The 17,634-nt window shown below is 70.3% G+C and carries 17 protein-coding genes and 1 pseudogene; 4 read left to right on the top strand and 14 right to left on the bottom strand.

The genetic code is table 11. From position 1 onward, the window contains the following. Window positions 1-51 precede the first annotated feature (51 nt). The 6 genes from AX721_RS26255 to AX721_RS26230 all read right to left on the bottom strand — a co-directional run bounded on the left by AX721_RS26255 (window position 52) and on the right by AX721_RS26230 (window position 7,807). On the bottom strand, window positions 52-1,356 hold the full coding sequence (locus AX721_RS26255; RefSeq protein ID WP_082765423.1) for a sodium:proton exchanger: 1,305 nt from the start codon (window positions 1,354-1,356) through the stop codon (window positions 52-54). A 32-nt stretch (window positions 1,357-1,388) separates the two neighbouring features. Next, window positions 1,389-1,727 (bottom strand): DUF190 domain-containing protein, encoded by a 339-nt coding sequence (locus AX721_RS26250; RefSeq protein ID WP_068878907.1) that lies wholly within the window; start codon window positions 1,725-1,727, stop codon window positions 1,389-1,391. Between the two features lie 30 nt (window positions 1,728-1,757). Then, window positions 1,758-4,994 (bottom strand): efflux RND transporter permease subunit, encoded by a 3,237-nt coding sequence (locus AX721_RS26245; protein ID WP_068878906.1) that lies wholly within the window; start codon window positions 4,992-4,994, stop codon window positions 1,758-1,760. 28 nt (window positions 4,995-5,022) lie between these two features. Next, window positions 5,023-6,192: an efflux RND transporter periplasmic adaptor subunit gene (locus tag AX721_RS26240; RefSeq protein WP_068878905.1), complete on the bottom strand. Its 1,170-nt coding sequence runs from the start codon at window positions 6,190-6,192 to the stop codon at window positions 5,023-5,025. Continuing rightward, window positions 6,189-7,268, bottom strand: coding sequence for a TolC family protein (locus tag AX721_RS26235; RefSeq protein ID WP_369796618.1), 1,080 nt, complete (start codon window positions 7,266-7,268; stop codon window positions 6,189-6,191). Before AX721_RS26235 ends, AX721_RS26240 begins: the two co-directional genes overlap by 4 nt. 230 nt (window positions 7,269-7,498) lie before the next feature. Continuing rightward, window positions 7,499-7,807, bottom strand: a complete 309-nt coding sequence (locus tag AX721_RS26230; protein ID WP_068878904.1) for a hypothetical protein — start codon at window positions 7,805-7,807, stop codon at window positions 7,499-7,501. Between the two features lie 286 nt (window positions 7,808-8,093). Between AX721_RS26230 and AX721_RS26225 the strand changes: the two genes are divergently transcribed. Continuing rightward, window positions 8,094-8,510, top strand: coding sequence for a helix-turn-helix domain-containing protein (locus AX721_RS26225; protein WP_068878903.1), 417 nt, complete (start codon window positions 8,094-8,096; stop codon window positions 8,508-8,510). Window positions 8,511-8,786: 276 nt separating this feature from the next. Here AX721_RS26225 and AX721_RS26220 read toward each other — a convergent pair whose 3' ends face one another. The 7 genes and pseudogenes from AX721_RS26220 to AX721_RS26190 all read right to left on the bottom strand — a co-directional run bounded on the left by AX721_RS26220 (window position 8,787) and on the right by AX721_RS26190 (window position 13,642). Next, a complete protein-coding gene (locus AX721_RS26220) occupies window positions 8,787-9,275 on the bottom strand; it encodes an SRPBCC family protein (protein WP_068878902.1) in 489 nt (162 codons plus the stop codon). Between the two features lie 42 nt (window positions 9,276-9,317). Continuing rightward, window positions 9,318-10,268, bottom strand: coding sequence for a cation diffusion facilitator family transporter (locus tag AX721_RS26215; RefSeq protein ID WP_068878901.1), 951 nt, complete (start codon window positions 10,266-10,268; stop codon window positions 9,318-9,320). Then, entirely contained in the window at window positions 10,265-11,221 is a 957-nt protein-coding gene (locus AX721_RS26210) for a cation diffusion facilitator family transporter (protein WP_068878900.1), read from the bottom strand. The genes AX721_RS26215 and AX721_RS26210 overlap by 4 nt, the downstream gene beginning before the upstream one ends. A gap of 178 nt (window positions 11,222-11,399) precedes the next feature. After that, window positions 11,400-11,735 (bottom strand): DUF190 domain-containing protein, encoded by a 336-nt coding sequence (locus AX721_RS26205; protein ID WP_068878899.1) that lies wholly within the window; start codon window positions 11,733-11,735, stop codon window positions 11,400-11,402. Between the two features lie 32 nt (window positions 11,736-11,767). Then, a pseudogene (locus AX721_RS26200) lies at window positions 11,768-12,538 on the bottom strand (efflux RND transporter permease subunit); the annotation flags it as partial. A gap of 55 nt (window positions 12,539-12,593) precedes the next feature. Then, window positions 12,594-12,815 carry a hypothetical protein gene (locus tag AX721_RS26195; RefSeq protein WP_068878897.1) on the bottom strand — a complete coding sequence of 74 codons (222 nt, stop codon included), beginning with the start codon at window positions 12,813-12,815 and terminating at the stop codon, window positions 12,594-12,596. Between the two features lie 59 nt (window positions 12,816-12,874). Next, complete coding sequence (locus AX721_RS26190; protein WP_068878896.1) at window positions 12,875-13,642, bottom strand: PEPxxWA-CTERM sorting domain-containing protein; 768 nt, start codon at window positions 13,640-13,642, stop codon at window positions 12,875-12,877. A 188-nt stretch (window positions 13,643-13,830) separates the two neighbouring features. On the opposite strand from AX721_RS26190, the gene AX721_RS26185 reads away from it, so the two are divergent. The 3 genes from AX721_RS26185 (at window position 13,831) to AX721_RS26175 (ending at window position 16,855) form a co-directional block, all read left to right on the top strand. Next, the gene (locus AX721_RS26185) at window positions 13,831-14,973 is read left to right on the top strand and encodes a hypothetical protein (RefSeq protein ID WP_197422726.1); all 1,143 of its coding nucleotides are present in this window, start codon (window positions 13,831-13,833) and stop codon (window positions 14,971-14,973) included. 79 nt (window positions 14,974-15,052) lie between these two features. Continuing rightward, window positions 15,053-16,585, top strand: a complete 1,533-nt coding sequence (locus tag AX721_RS26180) for a M17 family metallopeptidase (protein ID WP_068878895.1) — start codon at window positions 15,053-15,055, stop codon at window positions 16,583-16,585. A 78-nt stretch (window positions 16,586-16,663) separates the two neighbouring features. After that, on the top strand, window positions 16,664-16,855 hold the full coding sequence (locus AX721_RS26175; RefSeq protein WP_068878894.1) for a hypothetical protein: 192 nt from the start codon (window positions 16,664-16,666) through the stop codon (window positions 16,853-16,855). 70 nt (window positions 16,856-16,925) lie between these two features. On the opposite strand, the gene AX721_RS26170 is transcribed toward AX721_RS26175, so the two are convergent. Further along, a complete protein-coding gene (locus AX721_RS26170; RefSeq protein WP_068878893.1) occupies window positions 16,926-17,210 on the bottom strand; it encodes a hypothetical protein in 285 nt (94 codons plus the stop codon). Between the last annotated feature and the right edge of the window lie 424 nt (window positions 17,211-17,634).

Genomic DNA, 17,634 nt, shown 5'->3' with positions numbered 1-17,634 from the left:
TAACCTCCGAGCCGTTCGACTTCCAGCCTGCCACCTCCAGCCACTTGAGGATCAAGAGCCGTGTTCCCGGGATCTTCCGGGCAGCTCGCGCGGCGTGGGCGGCTCGGCCCGCGCCTGGGCGGCTTCCAGCCTGCGGTGCGAGGTGAACAGCCCCGACCGGACGACCCTCACAAGCTCGCGGCCCTGCGATGCGAACAGCACGGCCGCAAGGCCGAGGTAGACCCACGCGAGCCCCGTCAGGCTGGCGATCGTGCGGGCTTCGTCGTCGCGGAAATGGAGGGCGAGCCCGACCTGGACCGCGAACAGGCCGAAGAGGATCGCGGCGGCCAAGACGGTCAGGCGCAGACGAAGCAGGAGCGCGGTCGCAAAGACCGACTGCGCGGCCGTGAGCAGGAACTCCTCCTGCTGGCGCGCATCCAGAGGAAGGCCGACGAGCCCACTCGCGCCGACGCTCATCGCCAGCGGCAACATGCCGACCAGCAGGGTCCACTGGTTGATCTTGTCGCTGATCATGGCGGTCAGCCCACTCGCGGCGCGACCGGCCAGGACGAACAACACGGCGATGCTGACGGCCGGCGCTTCGCTGGCAAGCGGCGCCAGCCACTGGATCAGGAGGAACTCGTCGATGCCCAGGACGCGCCCGGCCTCCACCATGGATTCGGCGAACGGCTCGGCGGAGGCCAGGATGACGGCCAAGGCGACCACCGCCAGTGCGCCCATCCAGCTCCATTGCGCCGCCGGACGCAGCGTCTCCAGCGCCGCGGCCGGCCCAGGCTCCTCGTCCTCATCGTCTTCGTCGTCCGCCTTGGGCAGCGTGCTGACGCGGTAGAGATAGCCGGCGAAGATCGCGAACAGCACCAGGAAGTCGAACGGCGAGATGACGCCCTTCAGGAGGATCACGAAGGCGTAGAGGCTGCCGAGAAGGAGGAAGGCGACTTCGACCGTGTTCACGGGGCCAAGCTGCACGGCGCGGTCGCGGGTCCGCAGCCAGTGCAGCAGGACCATCAGCGGCCAGGCGACGCCGACGAGCAGTCGGTTCGCGCCGGTCATGTTCGCGGCGGCGTAGTGGACGTAGTCGGACTCCGGCGCCTGGCCGGCCCGGAAGGCGTAGTAGAGGTCCACGGCGTACTCGGGCATGACCGTGACCAGCGCCACGATGGCCACGATCAGGCCCTGCGAGATGTGCTTCTCGGCCGCTTCCGCGCCCCAGGACAACAGGAAGCCGGCCGCGAGCACCGCCACGCCGAAAACGAGCGCGTCTACTACCGGATCGGGCCGCCAGCCCGAGAGGCGAAGCCCCATGGCCGGCGCGGTGGCGAGCAGGGTGATCAGGACCAGGAAGACGAACCGTTTCATGCGCGGGATCCCTCCGGCGGCGCCTGACGACGTCAGGGGCTCGGGTGGCCGTAGCGCGCAACCTCCACCTTCTCGAAGGTGATCAATCCGATGTCGCCGAAGCCGTCGAGTTCGCCAACGAACGCCCGCAAGGCGGGTTCCTGGTCCACCAACTCGATGACCACCGGCAGGTTGTCGTCGAGGCCGAAGGGGCGATGGACGTGCAGGTGTGAGGCCTGACCGAATCCGAGCCGGCCGCGCAGCACGGTGGCGCCGGCCAGGCCGGCCTGTCGGGCCTTGCGGACGATCAGGTCCACGAGCGATTGGTCGCCGTGCAGCGCATCCTCGTCGGTGTAGATGCGGAGCAGGACGGCCTGGCCGGGGCTAAGCATCACAACTCTCCTTCTGGACCATGGGACGGATCATGGATGGGCCCCTCCCGCGGCGGGCGTGAGGTCTGCCGCCGCCGCCGTGGCTCCCCGCGCCAGCAGCAGCCGGGCGATCGCGGGCAGCACGAGCAGCGTCACCGCGGTGGCGGTGATGAGGCCGCCGATCACGACCATCGCCAGCGGCTTCTGCACCTCGGCGCCGGTGCCGTGCGCGATCGCCATCGGGATGAAGCCGATGGCTGGTACGAGGCCGGTCATCAGCACCGGCCGCACCCGCTCCATGGCGCCGTCGTAGATCGCCTTCACCGGATCGACCCCGTCGGCGATTCGGTCGCCGATGCTGGTCATCACCACGAGGCCGTTGAGCACCGCCACGCCGGCCAGCACGATGAAGCCGACGGCCGCCGAAATCGAGAACGTGATACCGGTCAAAACGAGAGCGAAGACCCCGCCCGACAGCCCCAACGGAATCGCCGCGAAAACGGCGACGGCCGGGCGCACGCCTCCAAGAGCCATCGAGAGGATGACGAAGATCAGCACGAAGCAGATCGGCACCACGATGGCGAGCCGCTGGGTCGCGGCCTTGAGGTTCTCGTACTGGCCGCCCCAGACCACCCAGGACCCGGGCGGCAGCGGGATGGCATCGACCTTGGCGCGCGCCTCGGTGACGAACGAGCCCACATCGCGGTTCAGCACGTTGGCCTGGATCACCACCCGGCGCTTGCCATCCTCCCGGCTGATCTGGTTGAGCCCTTCGGTGAACCGGAACTCCACCAGCTGGCGGAGGGGGACCGCCTGTCGCGCCCGGCCCTCCTCGGCCGGCAGCATCACAGGCAAGGCGCCGAGGACCGCGACGTCGTTCCGCTGGGCCATCGGCACGCGCACGACAATTTCGAATTGCCGGTCGCCTTCGAACACCGCACCCGCCTCGCGTCCGCCCATGGCGGCCGCGAGCGTGTCGGCGACCTCCTGGACGGTGAGCCCGTAGCCGGCGATCGCGCCGCGATCGAAACGCACGTCCAGGGCCGGCGCGCCAGCCGTCTGCTCGGCCCGGACGCCGGTGGCGCCAGGGATCGACTCAAGCGCGGCAGCGATCCGGTTCGCGGTGGCTGTCATCTTGTCGAGGTCGTCGCCGTAGAGCTTGATGGCCACGTCGCCGCGCACGCCCGCGATCAGCTCGTTAAAGCGCATCTGGATCGGTTGGGTGACCTCGTAGTTGTTTCCCAGCAGGGGCTCCACCTTCTCCAGGATGCGAGCAACGACCTCCTCCTTGCTGTCGACGCCCGCGGGCCAGTCCTTCTGCGGCTTGAGGATCACGAAGCCATCCGACTGGTTGGGCGGCATCGGGTCGCTGGCGATCTCGGCGGTGCCCACCTTCGAGAACATCATCTCCACTTCGGGAAGGCTCGAGACGGCCCGCTCGACCTGCAGCTGCATCCTGTTCGACTGCTCGAGCGCCGTGGACGGAATGCGGAGCGAGCCCAACAGGACGTTCTTCTCGTCCAGCGTCGGGATGAACTCCTGGCCCAAGGTGGTGAACAGCCCGCCGGCCACGACAAAAATGGCCAGGGCGCCGCCGATGAAGGGCGCCGGCCTCGCGATCGCACGCCGCAGGACGGGCTCGTAGCGCGTCTTCGTGACCTCGATCACGCGCACCTCCTTCTCGGCGACCTTCCCCCGCATGAGGATCGCCACCATGGCGGGCACGAAGGTGAGCGACAGGACGAAGGCCGCGGCCAGCGCCAGCATGATCGTCACCGCCATCGGGTAGAAGGTCTTGCCCTCGATCCCGGTGAAGGTGAGCAGCGGCGCGAACACCAGGAAGATGATCGCCTGGCCATAGACGGTCGGCCGGATCATCTCCTGGGTGGCATGCAGGACGGTCTCCAGCCGCTCGGGCAGCGCCAGCAGCCGCCCCTCGTGATGCTGCCGCTGGGCGAGGCGCAGCAGGCAGTTCTCGACGATGATCACCGCCCCGTCGACGATCAGGCCGAAGTCCAGGGCGCCTAGGCTCATCAGGTTGCCGGGCACCTTCAGCCCGTTCATGCCGATGGCCATCATCAGGAACGAGAATGGGATCACGAGCACGGCGATGAAGGCGGCGCGGACGTTGCCCAGCAGCAGGAACAGAGTCGCCGCGACCAGCAGCGCCCCCTCGGTGAGGTTGGTTTCGACGGTGCCGATGGTCGCGTTCACCAGCGACGAGCGGTCGAGCAGGGTGTTCACCGCCACGCCCGGGGGCAGGGATTTCTTCACCTGGTCGAGGCGGTCGCCGACCGCCCGGGCGACGGTGCGGCTGTTCTCGCCGATGAGCATGAGGGCGGTGCCGACGACCATCTCCTGACCGTTCTTGCTGGCCGATCCCGTCCGCAGGTCGCCGCCCACGCGGACCGTGGCGACGTCCTTCACGGCGACGGGGACGCCGCCGCGGGTGGCGATCACGGCGCTGGCGATCTCGTCGAGATTGCGCACGCGCGCGTCGGCGCGGACCAGGAAGGCCTCGCCGGAGCGCTCGATGAAGTTGGCGCCGACCGAGAGGTTGGCCGCCTCCAGCGCTTCGGCGAGATCGGTGTAGGAGATCCCGTAGGCCGCGAGGCGCGCAGGATCGGGCTCGACGACGTACTTCTTCTCGTAGCCGCCGATGGAATCGACGCCGGCGACCCCCTGGACCGTGCGCAGCTGCGGCCGGATGAGCCAGTCCTGGACCGTCCTCAGGTAGGCCGCCTTGGAGACGTCGTCGACCAGGCGCTCGCCCTCGACGGTCAGGAAGGACCCGTCGCTCTGCCATCCGGGGCCGCCGTCCCGGGTCTTGCCGCGCGCGGGTCGCGGCGCGAACTCCACCGAATACATGTAGATCTCGCCCAGCCCGGTCGACACCGGCCCGATCTGCGGCTGGACGCCCGCGGGCAAGGAGTCGCTGGCCTGGGTGAGGCGCTCGGCGACCTGCTGGCGGGCGAAATAGAGGTCGCTGCTGTCCTTGAAGACGGCGGTGACCTGCGAGAAGCCGTTGCGGGAGAGCGACCGGGTGGTCTCGAGGCCGGGAATACCGGCAAGCGCCGTCTCCACCGGGAAGCTGACCCGCTTCTCGATCTCCACGGGGGACAGGGCCGGGGCGATCGTGTTGATCTGCACCTGCTTGTTGGTCACGTCGGGCACGGCGTCGATCGGCAGCTTGGTCAGCTGCCACAGGCCGAGCACGGCGATGGCCAGGGTGAGGAAGAGGACGAACCAGCGTCCCCTCACCGACAGTGAAATGAGGCGGCCGATCATGCGGCGAGCTCCGGACCAGGGACCACGGCTATTCCTCCTCCTCCGCTTCGCCCTTGCCGAGCTCGGCCTTGAGCAGGAAGGCGTTCTTCACCGCGATGACCTCGCCCGGACGAACGCCGGCGTTGAGTTGCGCCCGTCCGTTGGCGCGGGACCCCACGGTGACGGGCCGCGCCACGAAGCCGAGCTTGTTGCGGACGAAGACCACGTCGTGACCCTCCCAGGACTGAATCGCCTCCTCAGGCACCACCACCCCGGCGGTGACGCCCTGGCGTGCGGCAATGCGGGCGCGCACCAGTTGGCCGGGTTGCAGGACGCTGGGGCCGCCGGTCACCGCGAGCACGACGGTCGCGGCGCGCGTGGTCGGATCGACTCCAGGGGTGATCGAGCGGACCACGGCGTTGACCGTCGCGCCGTCGCCGGTCTCGAGGACAGCCGCGTCGCCGGGCTGGATGCGGCGGGCGTCGGCCGCGGTCACCGCCGCCTCGACCTGCAGCTGCCGCGCGTCGGCGACGCGGAAGAGCTCGGTCTCCGGCTGCACAAAGGCGCCCAGGCTGGCGCTGGCCGCCGTGATCCGCCCGGCGATCGGGCTGACGACCATCACGTAGCGGCCGTCCCGAGAGACGTCCGCGGCGCTGACCGCCGCCGTGGCGCTGCGGGCTTCCGCCTCGGCCGCGGCCAGTTCCGCCTGCGCGGCCTCGAGATCCTGCCGCGGACTGACCTTCTGCTCGTAGAGCCGCCGCTCGCGCGCCAGGGTCTTGCGGGCCAGGTCGGCCTTCGCGGCGGCGACGCCGCGGGCCGCGGCGATCTGGGACGCCTCCCGGCTCTCGACCAGAGCCAGAACTTCGCCTTCGCGGACAGGATCGCCGATGCGCTTGTTGATGCGCGATACCGAGCCGGCGGCGCGGGCGGTGAGCACGGCCTCGGCGCCGGGCGCGGCCTCGACGCTGGCCTGGGCCATGATCTCCGAGGCGAGCCCGCCGCCGGCGACCGTCTGGACGCCGACGCCGCTGGCGGCGAGCCGTTCCGCGTCCATCACCACGGTGTCCGGCGGCCCCCTGGCTTCGGCTTCCTCGCCCTCCGCTTCGACAGCCGGCCCCGCGCCGGGGGCGGTCAGCTTGGCGATCCCGAAGCCGCCCAGGCCCGCGATGACGGCGATAGCGGCGGCGGCGCCGTAGAGGCGTGTCCGGTCTGGTCTCATGGTTGGTCTCCGGGGATGGCGACGCCGTTGAGCCGGGCCAGCGCGGCCTGCGCGCTCACCCGCTCGACCGCGGCGTCGATCGTCTGGGTTCGGGCCTCGGCGAGCTCGCGCCGGGCGTTGAGAACTTCGAGCAGTGCAAGCTTGCCGCCCTCATAGCCGATCCGGGTGAGCCGGTAGGCTTCCTCGGCCGTGCGCTCGGCTTCGCGCGCGGCCGCCAGGCGGGTCTCGGACGCCGCCTGGCGCGCCGCGCCCGAGCGGGCCGCAGCGTCAGCTTCCAGGCGAGCGGCGTTGAGGCGGGCCTCTGCGGCCGCGACTTCGGCCCGGGCCGCGGCGATGTTGCCCCGGTTGCGGTCGAACAATGGCAAGGGCACGGAGACACCGGCCACCAACGCCGTGGCGTCCTCGTCGTTGAACCGCCGGACGCCCACGGACAGCGCGACGTCCGGCACAGCCTGCGTCCGCTCCAACCTCAGGCGCCGCGCGGCGGCCTCCCGCTCCGCCTGCGCCGCGGCATAGGCAGGGGTCGTCGAGGGATCACCGCCGCTTGTCGCAAGGATCGGCGCCGTCTGGTCCAGCAAGCTCGTCGGGATCGAAGTGATGGGGGACGCCGTGCCGGACAGCGCCGTCAGGTTTCCGAAGGCCGTGGCGCGGGCGGCCCGGGCTTCGTCCACGGCGGCTCTCGCCGCATGCACCGCCGCCTGGGCCTGTACGCCCCGTAGGTCCGCTTCCCGGCCGGCGTCCACCAGCGCGTTCGCGACGCGCGCATCCTCTTGCGTGAGAGACAGGAGCTCGATCGCGAGCTGCAGCCGCCGCTCCGAAGCCTCGGCTTCGGCGTAGGCGGCGGCGAGGTCGAAGGCATATTCCCCCAGGACGCGGCGCGCCCGCGCCTGGGCGGCGGTGACCTCTGCCCGGCCCGCGGCGACCCTGGCCGACCGTTTGCCGCCCAGTTCAAGGGTCTGCTCGATCGACGCCGTGGTCTCCGAGAGGTCCGTCCCGCGGAAGGGGCCGGACCCCGAGAAGTTCTCGACCTCGACACCGAGGACGGGATTCGGGAGGACGGCGGCCTGCCGCGCCAGGCCTTCGGCGCGGGCGATCTATGCGCGCGCTTCGGCGAGACGAGGCGCGCTGGACTGCGCCTGGCGAAGCAGCGCCGCGAACGGCGGCGCCGGCTCGGCCAAGGCGGCGCCGGCGCAAAGACCGAGGGCGCCTAGGCCCAGGGTGGCCGCACGGAACGGCCGTCGATGATGGAATGGCAGCATGAACCTTCTCGCGGAGACGACAGGGGGCGCGTGAGACGCGGCGGTCGTCAGGCGCGCGGCGGTCGCTCGACTCGCGAGAACGTCCAGGAGTCGGGCCGCCGCGAATTCGCCACGGCCGGCGCGTCGCGCGTCGCCATGGAGATCGCCGCGACTGCCAGGAGCGGTGTCGGAAGCGCTCCTTGTTGATGGCAGTGGCAATGCTGGCAGATCGCCGAGCCCCCCGCGCGGCCCTTGTCCGGCGCCTCGTCCGGGCCCGGCGTCGCGGCGGCATCGGACTGCGCGGCCACGGCCCGCGCCGGCTCGCCGGCGCAGACGGCCGCGCCGGCGACAGGCGCCGCCACGAGCACGAACGCCAAGCAAGCCGCCAACAGGCCGGCCAGGCGTCGAGCGGATGTTCTGAGTGCCCTCACACGCGCACCCTATACGCCGGGTACAGCAGCAGACAAATCAGCGCGCCATCCAGGCCCGTTGAATGTGTGCGTCGAGCCACACCTTGCGCAAATCCGCGCTGCCGGCGCAGACCTGCGCCGTCGGTTCGCCCGCGATTTGAAGAATGGCTCGACATCAGCGCCATGTTTGCATCCTCTAGTAGGTAGAGGAGCAAGGCCTATTTTTGCTTGAGCGGAATGACGGAGCCGGCCAATGACGGGCATGCCGATCGGCCAGTTGGCCAAGGCAACGGACGTGAAGGTTCCGACGATCCGGTTTTATGAGCAGATCGGCCTGCTGCCCGCGCCGAGCCGGACGTCTAACGACCGGCGGGTCTATGACGACGACGCCGTCAAGCGGCTCTCATTCATCAAGCACGCACGCCAGCTCGGCTTCTCTATCGAGGCGATCCGGGACCTGCTCGATTTTGCGGACCACCCCGAAAGGCCCTGCGAGCAGGCGAACCGGATCGCGACGGCGCAGCTGAGGGTCGTCGAGGACAAGATCCGGCAGTTGCGGGCGCTAAAGCAGGAACTCGGCCGGATGGTCGATGCCGCGTGCAACGGTCAGGCTTCCGATTGTCGAGTCATCGAAGCGCTGAGCAACTGCGCTGCCTTGCGCCGGTCATAGCCGGGCGCTGGTCGTTCGCCCCTTGCCGACTTGCACCGAACACGGGCAGCGGCCTGCGCGGCGAAATGCCAGTGGCTCGTCGCGTCGCCGGCGCGACCGGTCCAGCGCGCCCAGTGGTCGCCGACCGTCAGGCGCCCTTGCCATTCCCGACCTGCTGACGCGCGCCGATCGGCGTCGGGATGCGCAAGCGCAGGTCTGTCGTCGCGGTCCACGTCTGGTTTGTTCCCGGCCGCCGAACAGGTCCGACAGCCCGATAGATAAGCCGCTGGATGCGGCCTACGTCTTCCGCTTTCGGCGGCGGATATCGGGCGCAATGCGGAATGATGCGGCCCGGGTCTTCGCCATGAACCGCGCCAGGTCCTCCGTGACGATACCCAGCACGGGGCCGTAGAGCCGGGTCAGGCGGCCCCGGAAGAGAAAGGCTGCGAGGCCCGACAGCTGCAGATAGTGGCGGACGGCTGTCGCGCCGCCGGCGGGTCGCAGGGCGAAGCCGAACCGCAGGCCCATCAAGCCGGGGATTCCGCTCGTCCAGACGAGGTCGCGGTCCGCCTCGACCATCTTCACCGTTCCCTCGTGCCGGATCGCGCGCTGGACGCCAGACCGCATGCGGCCCGCGATCTGATAGGTGATCGCCGCCCCTACCCGGGGTTCACCGCCGACAAAGACCACCTTGGTCCACGCCCGGTAGCCCGCCAGGTCGGTCACGACCCGCCACACCGCCGGGGGTGGGGCGGCGACGCGGACTTCGCGGCTCAATTCGAACATCTTGCCTTCCCCTTCGGCGCCCTTGCGACGCCGTGGTCGATATCAGCCCGCGTGCGGCGACTGGAGCGGACCGTCGTTCGGATGCTCACCCGCGGCGCAGGCCTCCAAGGTCGCGTGCTTTACCTTGAAGTCGCGGGCCAGCGTAGACCGGATGCGGGCTTTGACGGCGGCGAAGTCCGACAGGGAAGCCCCGTCAGGCTCGACGTGCGCTTCCAGGGCCCGGGCGTGTTCGCCGAGGTTCCAGATGTGGACGTGGTGTACGTCGCGGACGCCCTCGACACCCCGGATCGCCGCCACGATGTGGTCGAACTCCAGGCCATCCGGGGTCGCGTGCATCAGCAGGCGGATGGTCCGCGGGAGCAGCGAGAAACCCTGGTAGAGGACGCAGGCCGCGATGATCAGGGTCACGATCAGGTCGGCGACGTAGAGGTCGTAGAGCAAGATCAGCGTGCCGGCGACGATCACCCCGACGGAGGCCAGGGCGTCGGAGACGTTGTGCAGGAAGGCCGCCTTGATGTTCACACTGTGCTTGGCGCCGACGCGGACCATCAGCGCGGTCGCCACGTCGATGACGAGGGCGATCCCCGCGACGATGACGATGATCCAACCTTGGATCGGCTGCGGATCGATGAACCGCAGGATCGCCTCGTAGACCAGGTAGAGGCCGACGATGATCAGGGTGGTCAGATTGATCAGCGCCGCAACCACCTCGGCCTGGCCGTAGCCGAAGGTCATCAGCTTGTCGGCGGGCTTGCGCCCCACCTTCCGCGCGAACAGCGCCAGGGCCAGGGACGCGGCGTCGTTCAGATTGTGCAGGGCGTCGGCGATCAGCGAGAGCGATCCCGACACGGCGCCGCCGACGATCTGCGCCACGGTGAGCAGGACGTTGACGGCGACGGCGCCGACGAGGCGCCCGTCGCTCATGCCTTCGGTGTCGTGGTGGTGATGCCCGTGGCTTTTTCCCGTCGCGTGGTCGTGGGCGTGCCCGCTCATCCGTGGAGCTCCGGGCGCGAGTCGCAGGGGACCGTCTCGGTCTGCAGGGTGACGTGATGCACATCGAAATCCGTCGCGAGCGTGGCCGCGACGCGCTGCCGGACGTCTTCGCCTTCCGACCCCGCAGCCAGGACCACGTGGGCTGTACAGCTCGGCTGGTCCGCGCCCGAGACCCAGACGTGCAGGTCGTGGACCTCTGAGACGCCCGGCGTTTCTGTAATGGTCTTGCGGAGGGCGGCGAGCGCCACGCTGGAGGGAGCACCCTCCAGCAGGATGTTGGTGCTGTCGCGCAGCAGAACCCAGGTCCGGGGCAGCACCCAGAAGCCGATGGCGATCGCGACGATCGGATCGACCCAGGCCCAGCCCGTGAAGCGGATGACGATGGCGCCGCCGATCACCCCGATCGAGCCGACCATGTCGGCCCAGACTTCGAGGTAGGCGCCCTTGACGTTGAGGCTCTTGTCCTTCCCGCCGGACAGGACGCGCATGCAGATCAGGTTCACGGCCAGGCCGATGCCGGCGACGATCAGCATGCCGGTCGATTCCACCGGCGCGGGGTCGAAGAGACGGCGGCCGCCCTCGATCAGCACATAGAGGGCCACCGCGAACAGCAGCACCGCGTTGAAGGCGGCGGCCAGGATCTCGAAGCGTCGGTAGCCGAAGGTCCGGCGGTCGTCGGCCTTGCGCTGGCCGATCTTGATCGCCGCCAGCGCGATGGCGAGGGCGACCACATCCGTGAACATGTGCGCGGCGTCGGAGAGCAGCGCCAGGCTCTTGAAGACCAGCCCGCCGACGACCTCGGCGACCAGGAAGGTCGATGTCAATGCGAGCGCGATTGTCAGCTGGCGCGCGCTGGCGTTGGCGGTGTGGCTGTGGGCGTGGCCCGCCTTGCCATGTCCCGCATCGCGGGCTTCCTCCTGGCTATGTCCGGCGTGCGCTCCGTCCTGGCTCATGGTCGTTTCCTTGTTCTCGCCGCGCGGTCAGCGACCCCTCGGGTGGAAGTCGACAGACGGGGTGCTCAGGAGGAGCCCGACCGCGGCTGCGAGCAGCAGAACGGCCACCACGACCAATAGGATCTGGGCGCGGCCGGGCTTTTCGTCAGGCCTCGCCGCGTTCCGGCGATCCGGGCCACTAGCCATCGAGGTTTGCGCGGGGCGGGCTTCGCAGCACCTCCACCGCCTCCAGTGTGATGAGGCCGATGTCCGGCAGGTCCGAAAGCGCGGCCGCGAACGCCCGCAAACGGGTTTCCTCGTCCACGATCTCGATGACCACCGACTGGTCGTCGTCGAGCAGATGCCGCGTGTGCAGGTGCGGCGTGTGTCCGAACCCAATGAGCGCCTTTAGCACCGTCGCGCCCGCGAGCCCGGCCTCGCGGGCGCGGATGGCCACCACCTCGAAGACCCTTCGGTCTCCGAAGTAGGCGGCCTCATCGGTGTAGATCCGGAGCAATTTCCTGACGTCGTCCATCGCATGGGGCTCCTGGGTTGCCATGACGCCCCCTACTCGGCCGGCATGAGGCTGGCGTCGGCGTGGGGACGGCGCTTGCGCCGCTCGGCGAAGGCCAGGAGCACCTGGGTGATGGCCGGTAACACCAAGAGTGTCAGGGCGGTCGCCGTGACCAGGCCGCCGATCACCACCATCGCCAGAGGCTTCTGCACCTCGGCCCCGGTGCCGTGCGCCAGCGCCATCGGGATGAAGCCGATCGCCGGCACCAGGCCGGTCATCACCACGGGCCGGACCTTCTCCATCATCCCTTCGGTTATCGCCTGGGTGATCGGCATGCCGCCGTCCAGCCGCTGGCGGATCGCACTCATCACCACCAGTCCGTTCAGCACGGCGACGCCGGCCAGGACGATGAACCCCACCGCGGCGGAGACGGAGAAATTGATCCGCGTCAGGGCCAGTGTGAACACCCCGCCGGCCAGGCCGAGCGGGATGGCCGCGAACACCGCCACCGCCAGGGGCGTGCTGCCCAGCGCCATGTAGAGCAGGGCAAAGATCGCCAGGAAGCAGATCGGCACCACGATCGCCAGGCGCTGCGAGGCGGCCTGCAGGTTCTGGAACTGTCCGCCCCACTCGATGAACGTGCCCGGCGGCAGCGCCACCTCTTCCACCTTCGGCTGGGCGGCCTTGACGAAGGAGCCGACGTCACGCCCCCGGACGTTGGCGGACACCACGACGCGACGCTTGCCGTTCTCGCGGCTGATCTGGTTCAGGCCTTCCGTGTAGCGGAACTGCGCGAGCTGGCTGAGCGGGGGCGGGGCCGGCGGAGGACCTGGCCGCCATGGCCCGCCGCGCGGACGCCGACCTGGCGCGGGGCGGCGGCTAGCCGCTCGTGATGGCCCTTGGCTCCGCCAACCGGATCTGAGTCCAGCGGCGCACCAGATGGGACCCCTTCCAGAGTTCGGCGTCGCCGCCGTCGAGGACGCTCTCGGCGCGGGCGATCGCTTCGTCCTGGGTCGGGGCTACGAAGGTCTCTCGGAGGGGCGCGCCACAGCGCTGCCGTTCGACGAGGGTGTACGCCGACTGCGGGAACGGATGTCGCATGATGGAAAACGAGCGCCCGGGACGCCGTCGGCGCCCCGGGCAGACCCGACGTGTCGGATCTAGGCGACCACGGCGACGTGGCGGCGGCGGCGGAGCATGCCCCCGGCCGCGCCGAAGCCCAGGATCATGAGCGCCCACGTGCCGGGCTCGGGGACGACACCGGTGTTGCAATCGACGCCCACGGTGCAGAAGTCCCGCGCGGCGACCGTGAAGGTGTTGCTGTTCGGGCCGCTGGTGAGCGAGCTCTTAACATCGGCGGCGAACCACCAGCCCTTGGTGAAGCCGGCGATGTTGCCGCCGGCCACCGTCGTCGAGGTGAACTGGTTGCCCGGGCCCACGAAGGTGATGCCGTTGGCGTTGCTCACGCGGAACGCGAGGGTCGGCGCCGCGCTGTTGTTGCCATTGCCCTGACCCGGATAGTTGTAGGCGATCGCCTCGCTGAAGTTCATGAAGGGCGCCTGGTCGCGGTCGCCGTTCTGGTAGAACGTGTAACCGTCCGCATTGCCCGCGGCGTTGATGTCCAGCGCCGGATCCAGCAGCGTCACCGTGCTGTTGGTCGTGTCCGCCAGGTTGAAGGCGAACATGTAGTGGGCGCCAGTGTCGACGAGGTTGGTGAGCGGCGGCAGAAGCTGGACCAGCACGTCGACATAGGCGCCGTTCCCGGAGCCGCCCTCGGTGAGGGTGACGGTGCCGAACGGGCTGCTGCTGTAGCCGTCCTGGCTGTACTCGAGCTTCGAGATATATTGCGCGGCGCTGGCCGAGCCGCTGGCGGCGAGCATTCCCGCCGCGGCGGCGACCGCAAATGCCGCCTGGTTGAACTTAGTCATTCACTTCCCCTTTTGTCCGGCCGAACGGCCGCCCGTACATCATTATATCGACGATACGGGAATTCTGCGCTTGGACGAGCGGTTTCCCCCCAGACGGGATTGTCGCGCAATCGGGCGATGAACCTGTGGCCATCGGCGGCCGCACGCGGTACGGCCGTTCGGCGACCTTCGCTTTGCCGGGAGGGATCATGACGAACGCCAGGCTGTGGGGGCTCGCGATCGGCGCGGTGGCGGCGGGGCTGACGGGGCAGGCCGGCGCGCGGGCGCAGGGCCAGCCGCCGATCCCTTCCGTGGTGCTGACCCACATGCAGTCGCTGGACGCGCGCTGCCTCGCCGCCGGCGGCCGCGAGGGGCCGGGGCGCTATGTGGCGGCGCAGGATTTCACCGGGGACGGGCGGCTGGACTATCTGCTCTCGGAGGGCGACTACAATTGCGCGGGCCGGCCGGGCCTGTTCCGCAAGGCCGGCCAGGCGCGGGTGGACATCTTCGTCACCGATGCGCGGGGCCAATCGCGGCGGGTCTATTCGGACGTCCTGGCCGGGTATCGGATCGTGGCCGGGCGGCCGGCGAAGGTGCAGGTCGCCCGGCGGGGCGCGGCCTGCGGCGGCGGCGCGGGGCCCGGGGCGCAGTGCGCGGCGCAGCTGGAATGGAACGGGACCGGCTTCGGCCAGGGGGTGTCGGTGGCCAGAGCCGCGCCGGGCGCGCCATCGGCCGCGGCGTCCGCGCCGCCGCCGCCGGTCTCCGCTCCGGCGGGTGAGGCGGAGTTCCTCGCCCGCTGCCGGCGCGAGCTGGTGAGCCGCGACGCCTCGGCCGCGCGCTGGGCCGACGAGGAATGCCGGGGGCGCTGGGGTCGGGTGGTGGCGTCCGGTCCGGCGGCGGATTTTTTGATCTCGGCGGTCCCGCGGGCCGGGGAGCGGGCGAGCCTGGCCGGCGTCCGGGCCGGCGCCCAAGGGGTGCGCTGGGCGGCGCGGCCGGAGGCGCGGCAACTGGCGTCCGGAACCCTGGGCGACCTGAAGGTGGGGGTCGCCGGCGCAGGCCAGCCGGCCGAGGTGTCGGTGGGCTGGCAGAAGATCGGCGCGGAAATTCCCTACGACGTGGCCGAGGCCCTGCGGCAGCGGGGCGCCCGCGTCGACCTCGCCGCCTGCGAGAAGCTCGGCGTGGGAGAGGGCGAGAAGGCCTACGCCGTCAGCCTTCCGGGTCGCGCCCCCTTCGGCCTGACCGTGTTCCAGCGCACGGCGCCCACGGGCAATGCGTGGAGCTCGTACTCGGCGACCGTGAGCCTGGACGGCCGCCAGCCCCGCCGCGGCGCCACGGGCGACTGCGACTTCTGAACACGCGATGGGCCGGGGGGCGGCTAGCGCAGGCGGCGGTTTGGCCCTAGCTCTGCTGGGAACAACCCGGAGGTCCCCCTTGCGCCGTCTCGCCGCGTTCACCCTCGCCGCCGCCGTCTCTGCCGTGTCCGCCGTGTCGGCCGAGGCGCGTCCCATCCAGTTCGCGGGGGAGGCGCCCCGCGGCGGGGCGGCCGTTCTGCCGCTGGCGTCGGCGGCGGACCTGCAGACCCGCGGCGCGGCGCTGGACCCGGCCACGCGGGAGGCGGTGCGCCGGGCGCTGGCCGACGCTCGGTTCGAGTACAAGACGGGCAAGGTTCTGACCCTGCGCGGGATCGGTGGCTACGAACAGATCGTGGTGCTGGGCGCGGCCGGCGCCGACGGCCCCGCGGCGATGCAGGACCTGGGCGGGCTGGCCCGGCGCGAGACGGCGGAGGCGGACGGCGCCGTCGTGCTGCTGGCCCAGGGTCTGGACGCCGCCGAGCTCGCCATCGGCGCGGAGCTGGGCGGCTACGCCTATTCCGGGCTCAAGGCGCCGGCCAAGCGCAAGCCTTCCCAGGCGCCCCTGGTGATCGTGGGGGGTCAGGCCGCGGAGTCGCGCGCCGCCTTCGAGGCCCGGGGCGCGGCCCTGGCCGAGGGGGTGAAGCTGTCCCGCGACCTGATCTCCGAGCCCTCGAACATCAAGACGCCGCAGTGGTTCGCCGACCGCACCCGCGAGGCGTTCCGCGGGGTGAGCGGCGTGACGGTGGAGGTGTTCGACGAGGCCGAGCTGGCGAAGCGCGGCATGAACGCCATCCTGAGCGTGGGCCAGGGCTCGACCCGTCCGCCCCGGCTGGTGATCGTGGAGTACAAGGGGCCGGGCGCCACCGGCCGGCCGGTGGTGATTACCGGCAAGGGCATCACGTTCGACGCGGGCGGCGTCTCGATCAAGCCGGCCTCGGGCATGTGGCGCATGCGCACCGACATGTCGGGCGCCGCCGCGGCCATGGGCGCGGTGCTGTCGCTGGCCAAGTCGAAGGCGCCGGTCCACGTGGTGGCGGTGGGCGCCATGGCCGAGAACATGCCCGGCGGCGGCGCGGCGCGTCCCGGCGACGTGGTCCGCGCCTATGGCGGCAAGAGCATGGAGCGGCTGAACACCGACGCCGAGGGCCGGGTCGTCCTGGCCGACGCCATCGCCTATTCCGACGAGCGGTGGAAGCCGGCGGCGCTGTTCAGCGTGGCCACCCTGACCGGAGCCGTGGGCACGGCGCTTGGCGACGACTACGCGGGCCTGTTCAGCCGCCACGACGGCCTGGCCGCCCAGGTCCAGAAGGCCGCCGCCACCTCGGGCGAGGCGGTGTGGCGCCTGCCGCTGCACGAATCCCTGGCCGAGGACCTGAAGAGCCCGGTGGCCGATATCCGCGACGTGGTGGAAGGCGGCGGGGCGGGCGCCAGCGTCGGCGCGCACGTCATCGGCTTCTTCGCCGATCCGGCCACGCCCTGGGCGCACCTGGACATCGCCTCGGTCGCCTGGTCGAACGAGGCGCAGCCGACGGCGCCCAAGGGCGCCCGCGGCTGGGGCGTGCGGCTGCTGGACCGCTTCGTCCGCGACTTCGATGCGGCCAGCGTGAAATAGCGCCGCCATCAGCGGTTCCCCCGGGGGTGCGGCGCCCCCGGGGGTGGCTTGTAGGCGGCGGAGCGCCTACATCGGGGGATGCACACTTTCAGAGCCTACCTTCAGGACGCCGCCGGAACGATCACCTGGGCGGCGTGGATCGAGGCCGCGCATCTCGACGATGCGCGCGGCCGGGCGAACGCCCTTTGCGCCAAGGGGACGCCGACGGTGGACCTCTGGTCGTCGAGCGAGCGGAAGGTGTGGCCCGCCGGGGCGCTCGAGGCGGTCTAGGCGGCTCGCCGAGGCGCTGGGCGCGGCACCACTCCCGCAAGCGGAAAGTTTAAACGTCGCAGATGGGTGGCTAGCGGACCTTGGGCTCCACGGTGGGCGCGCTCGAAACCGGCTTGGTCTCGGCCAGCGCTTCAGCATCGAGCTGCTCCGCGTGTTTGGCGAGGGAGGCTGGCGCGAGTTGGGCTTGCATTAGCGCCGTCGACCAAGGGTTCATGCCAATGCAATGGCCGCTCAGATTGCCACATTGGCGAAGCTCGCCCGTCCTACTGTCGATAGCAACGATCACGTAACTGTCGTCCGCGATCCGCGCCGCGCCCGCTTCCTTCGGTGCGGGCCCCGCCAGTTGCTTCCACATTCGATCAGCTTGGTAGAGCCCTACTCCGGCGTAGCGACCAGCACCGTGACCTGGTCCGCTTCCGGTCAGTTCGGATCGGCTGCATCCAGTGAGCACTAGGCCTGCGGTCGCCACGAATACGAGCGAGTGCTTCACGGTGGCTCCTCCAGTCGCGGCGAAGTTGGCACTTCACGAACGCGTGATCAAGGTAGAGCCATCTGTCCATGGTCCGCAACGGGTCGCACGCCGACATCGGCCCGCCGCAAGGATCTGGACATTCCAACAACGTCCGCTTTGGGCTTTGGAGGCAATTTCCGACTTCGACCCATTGCGGACGTTGAGCCGCGAGCTAGGCTGTGGCTGTGAAAGTCGTTTCAACAGAATTGCCGACTGATCCTCCCCCGAAAAAGTGGACGGGGTTAGGCCGCTCTGCGCTCGGCCTCGG

It is taken from the genome of Phenylobacterium sp. CCH9-H3, from assembly GCF_001557235.1.
GTDB lineage: Bacteria > Pseudomonadota > Alphaproteobacteria > Caulobacterales > Caulobacteraceae > Phenylobacterium.
Note: the sequence above shows the minus strand (reverse complement) of the source record. Positions and strands in the feature narration are given on the sequence as shown.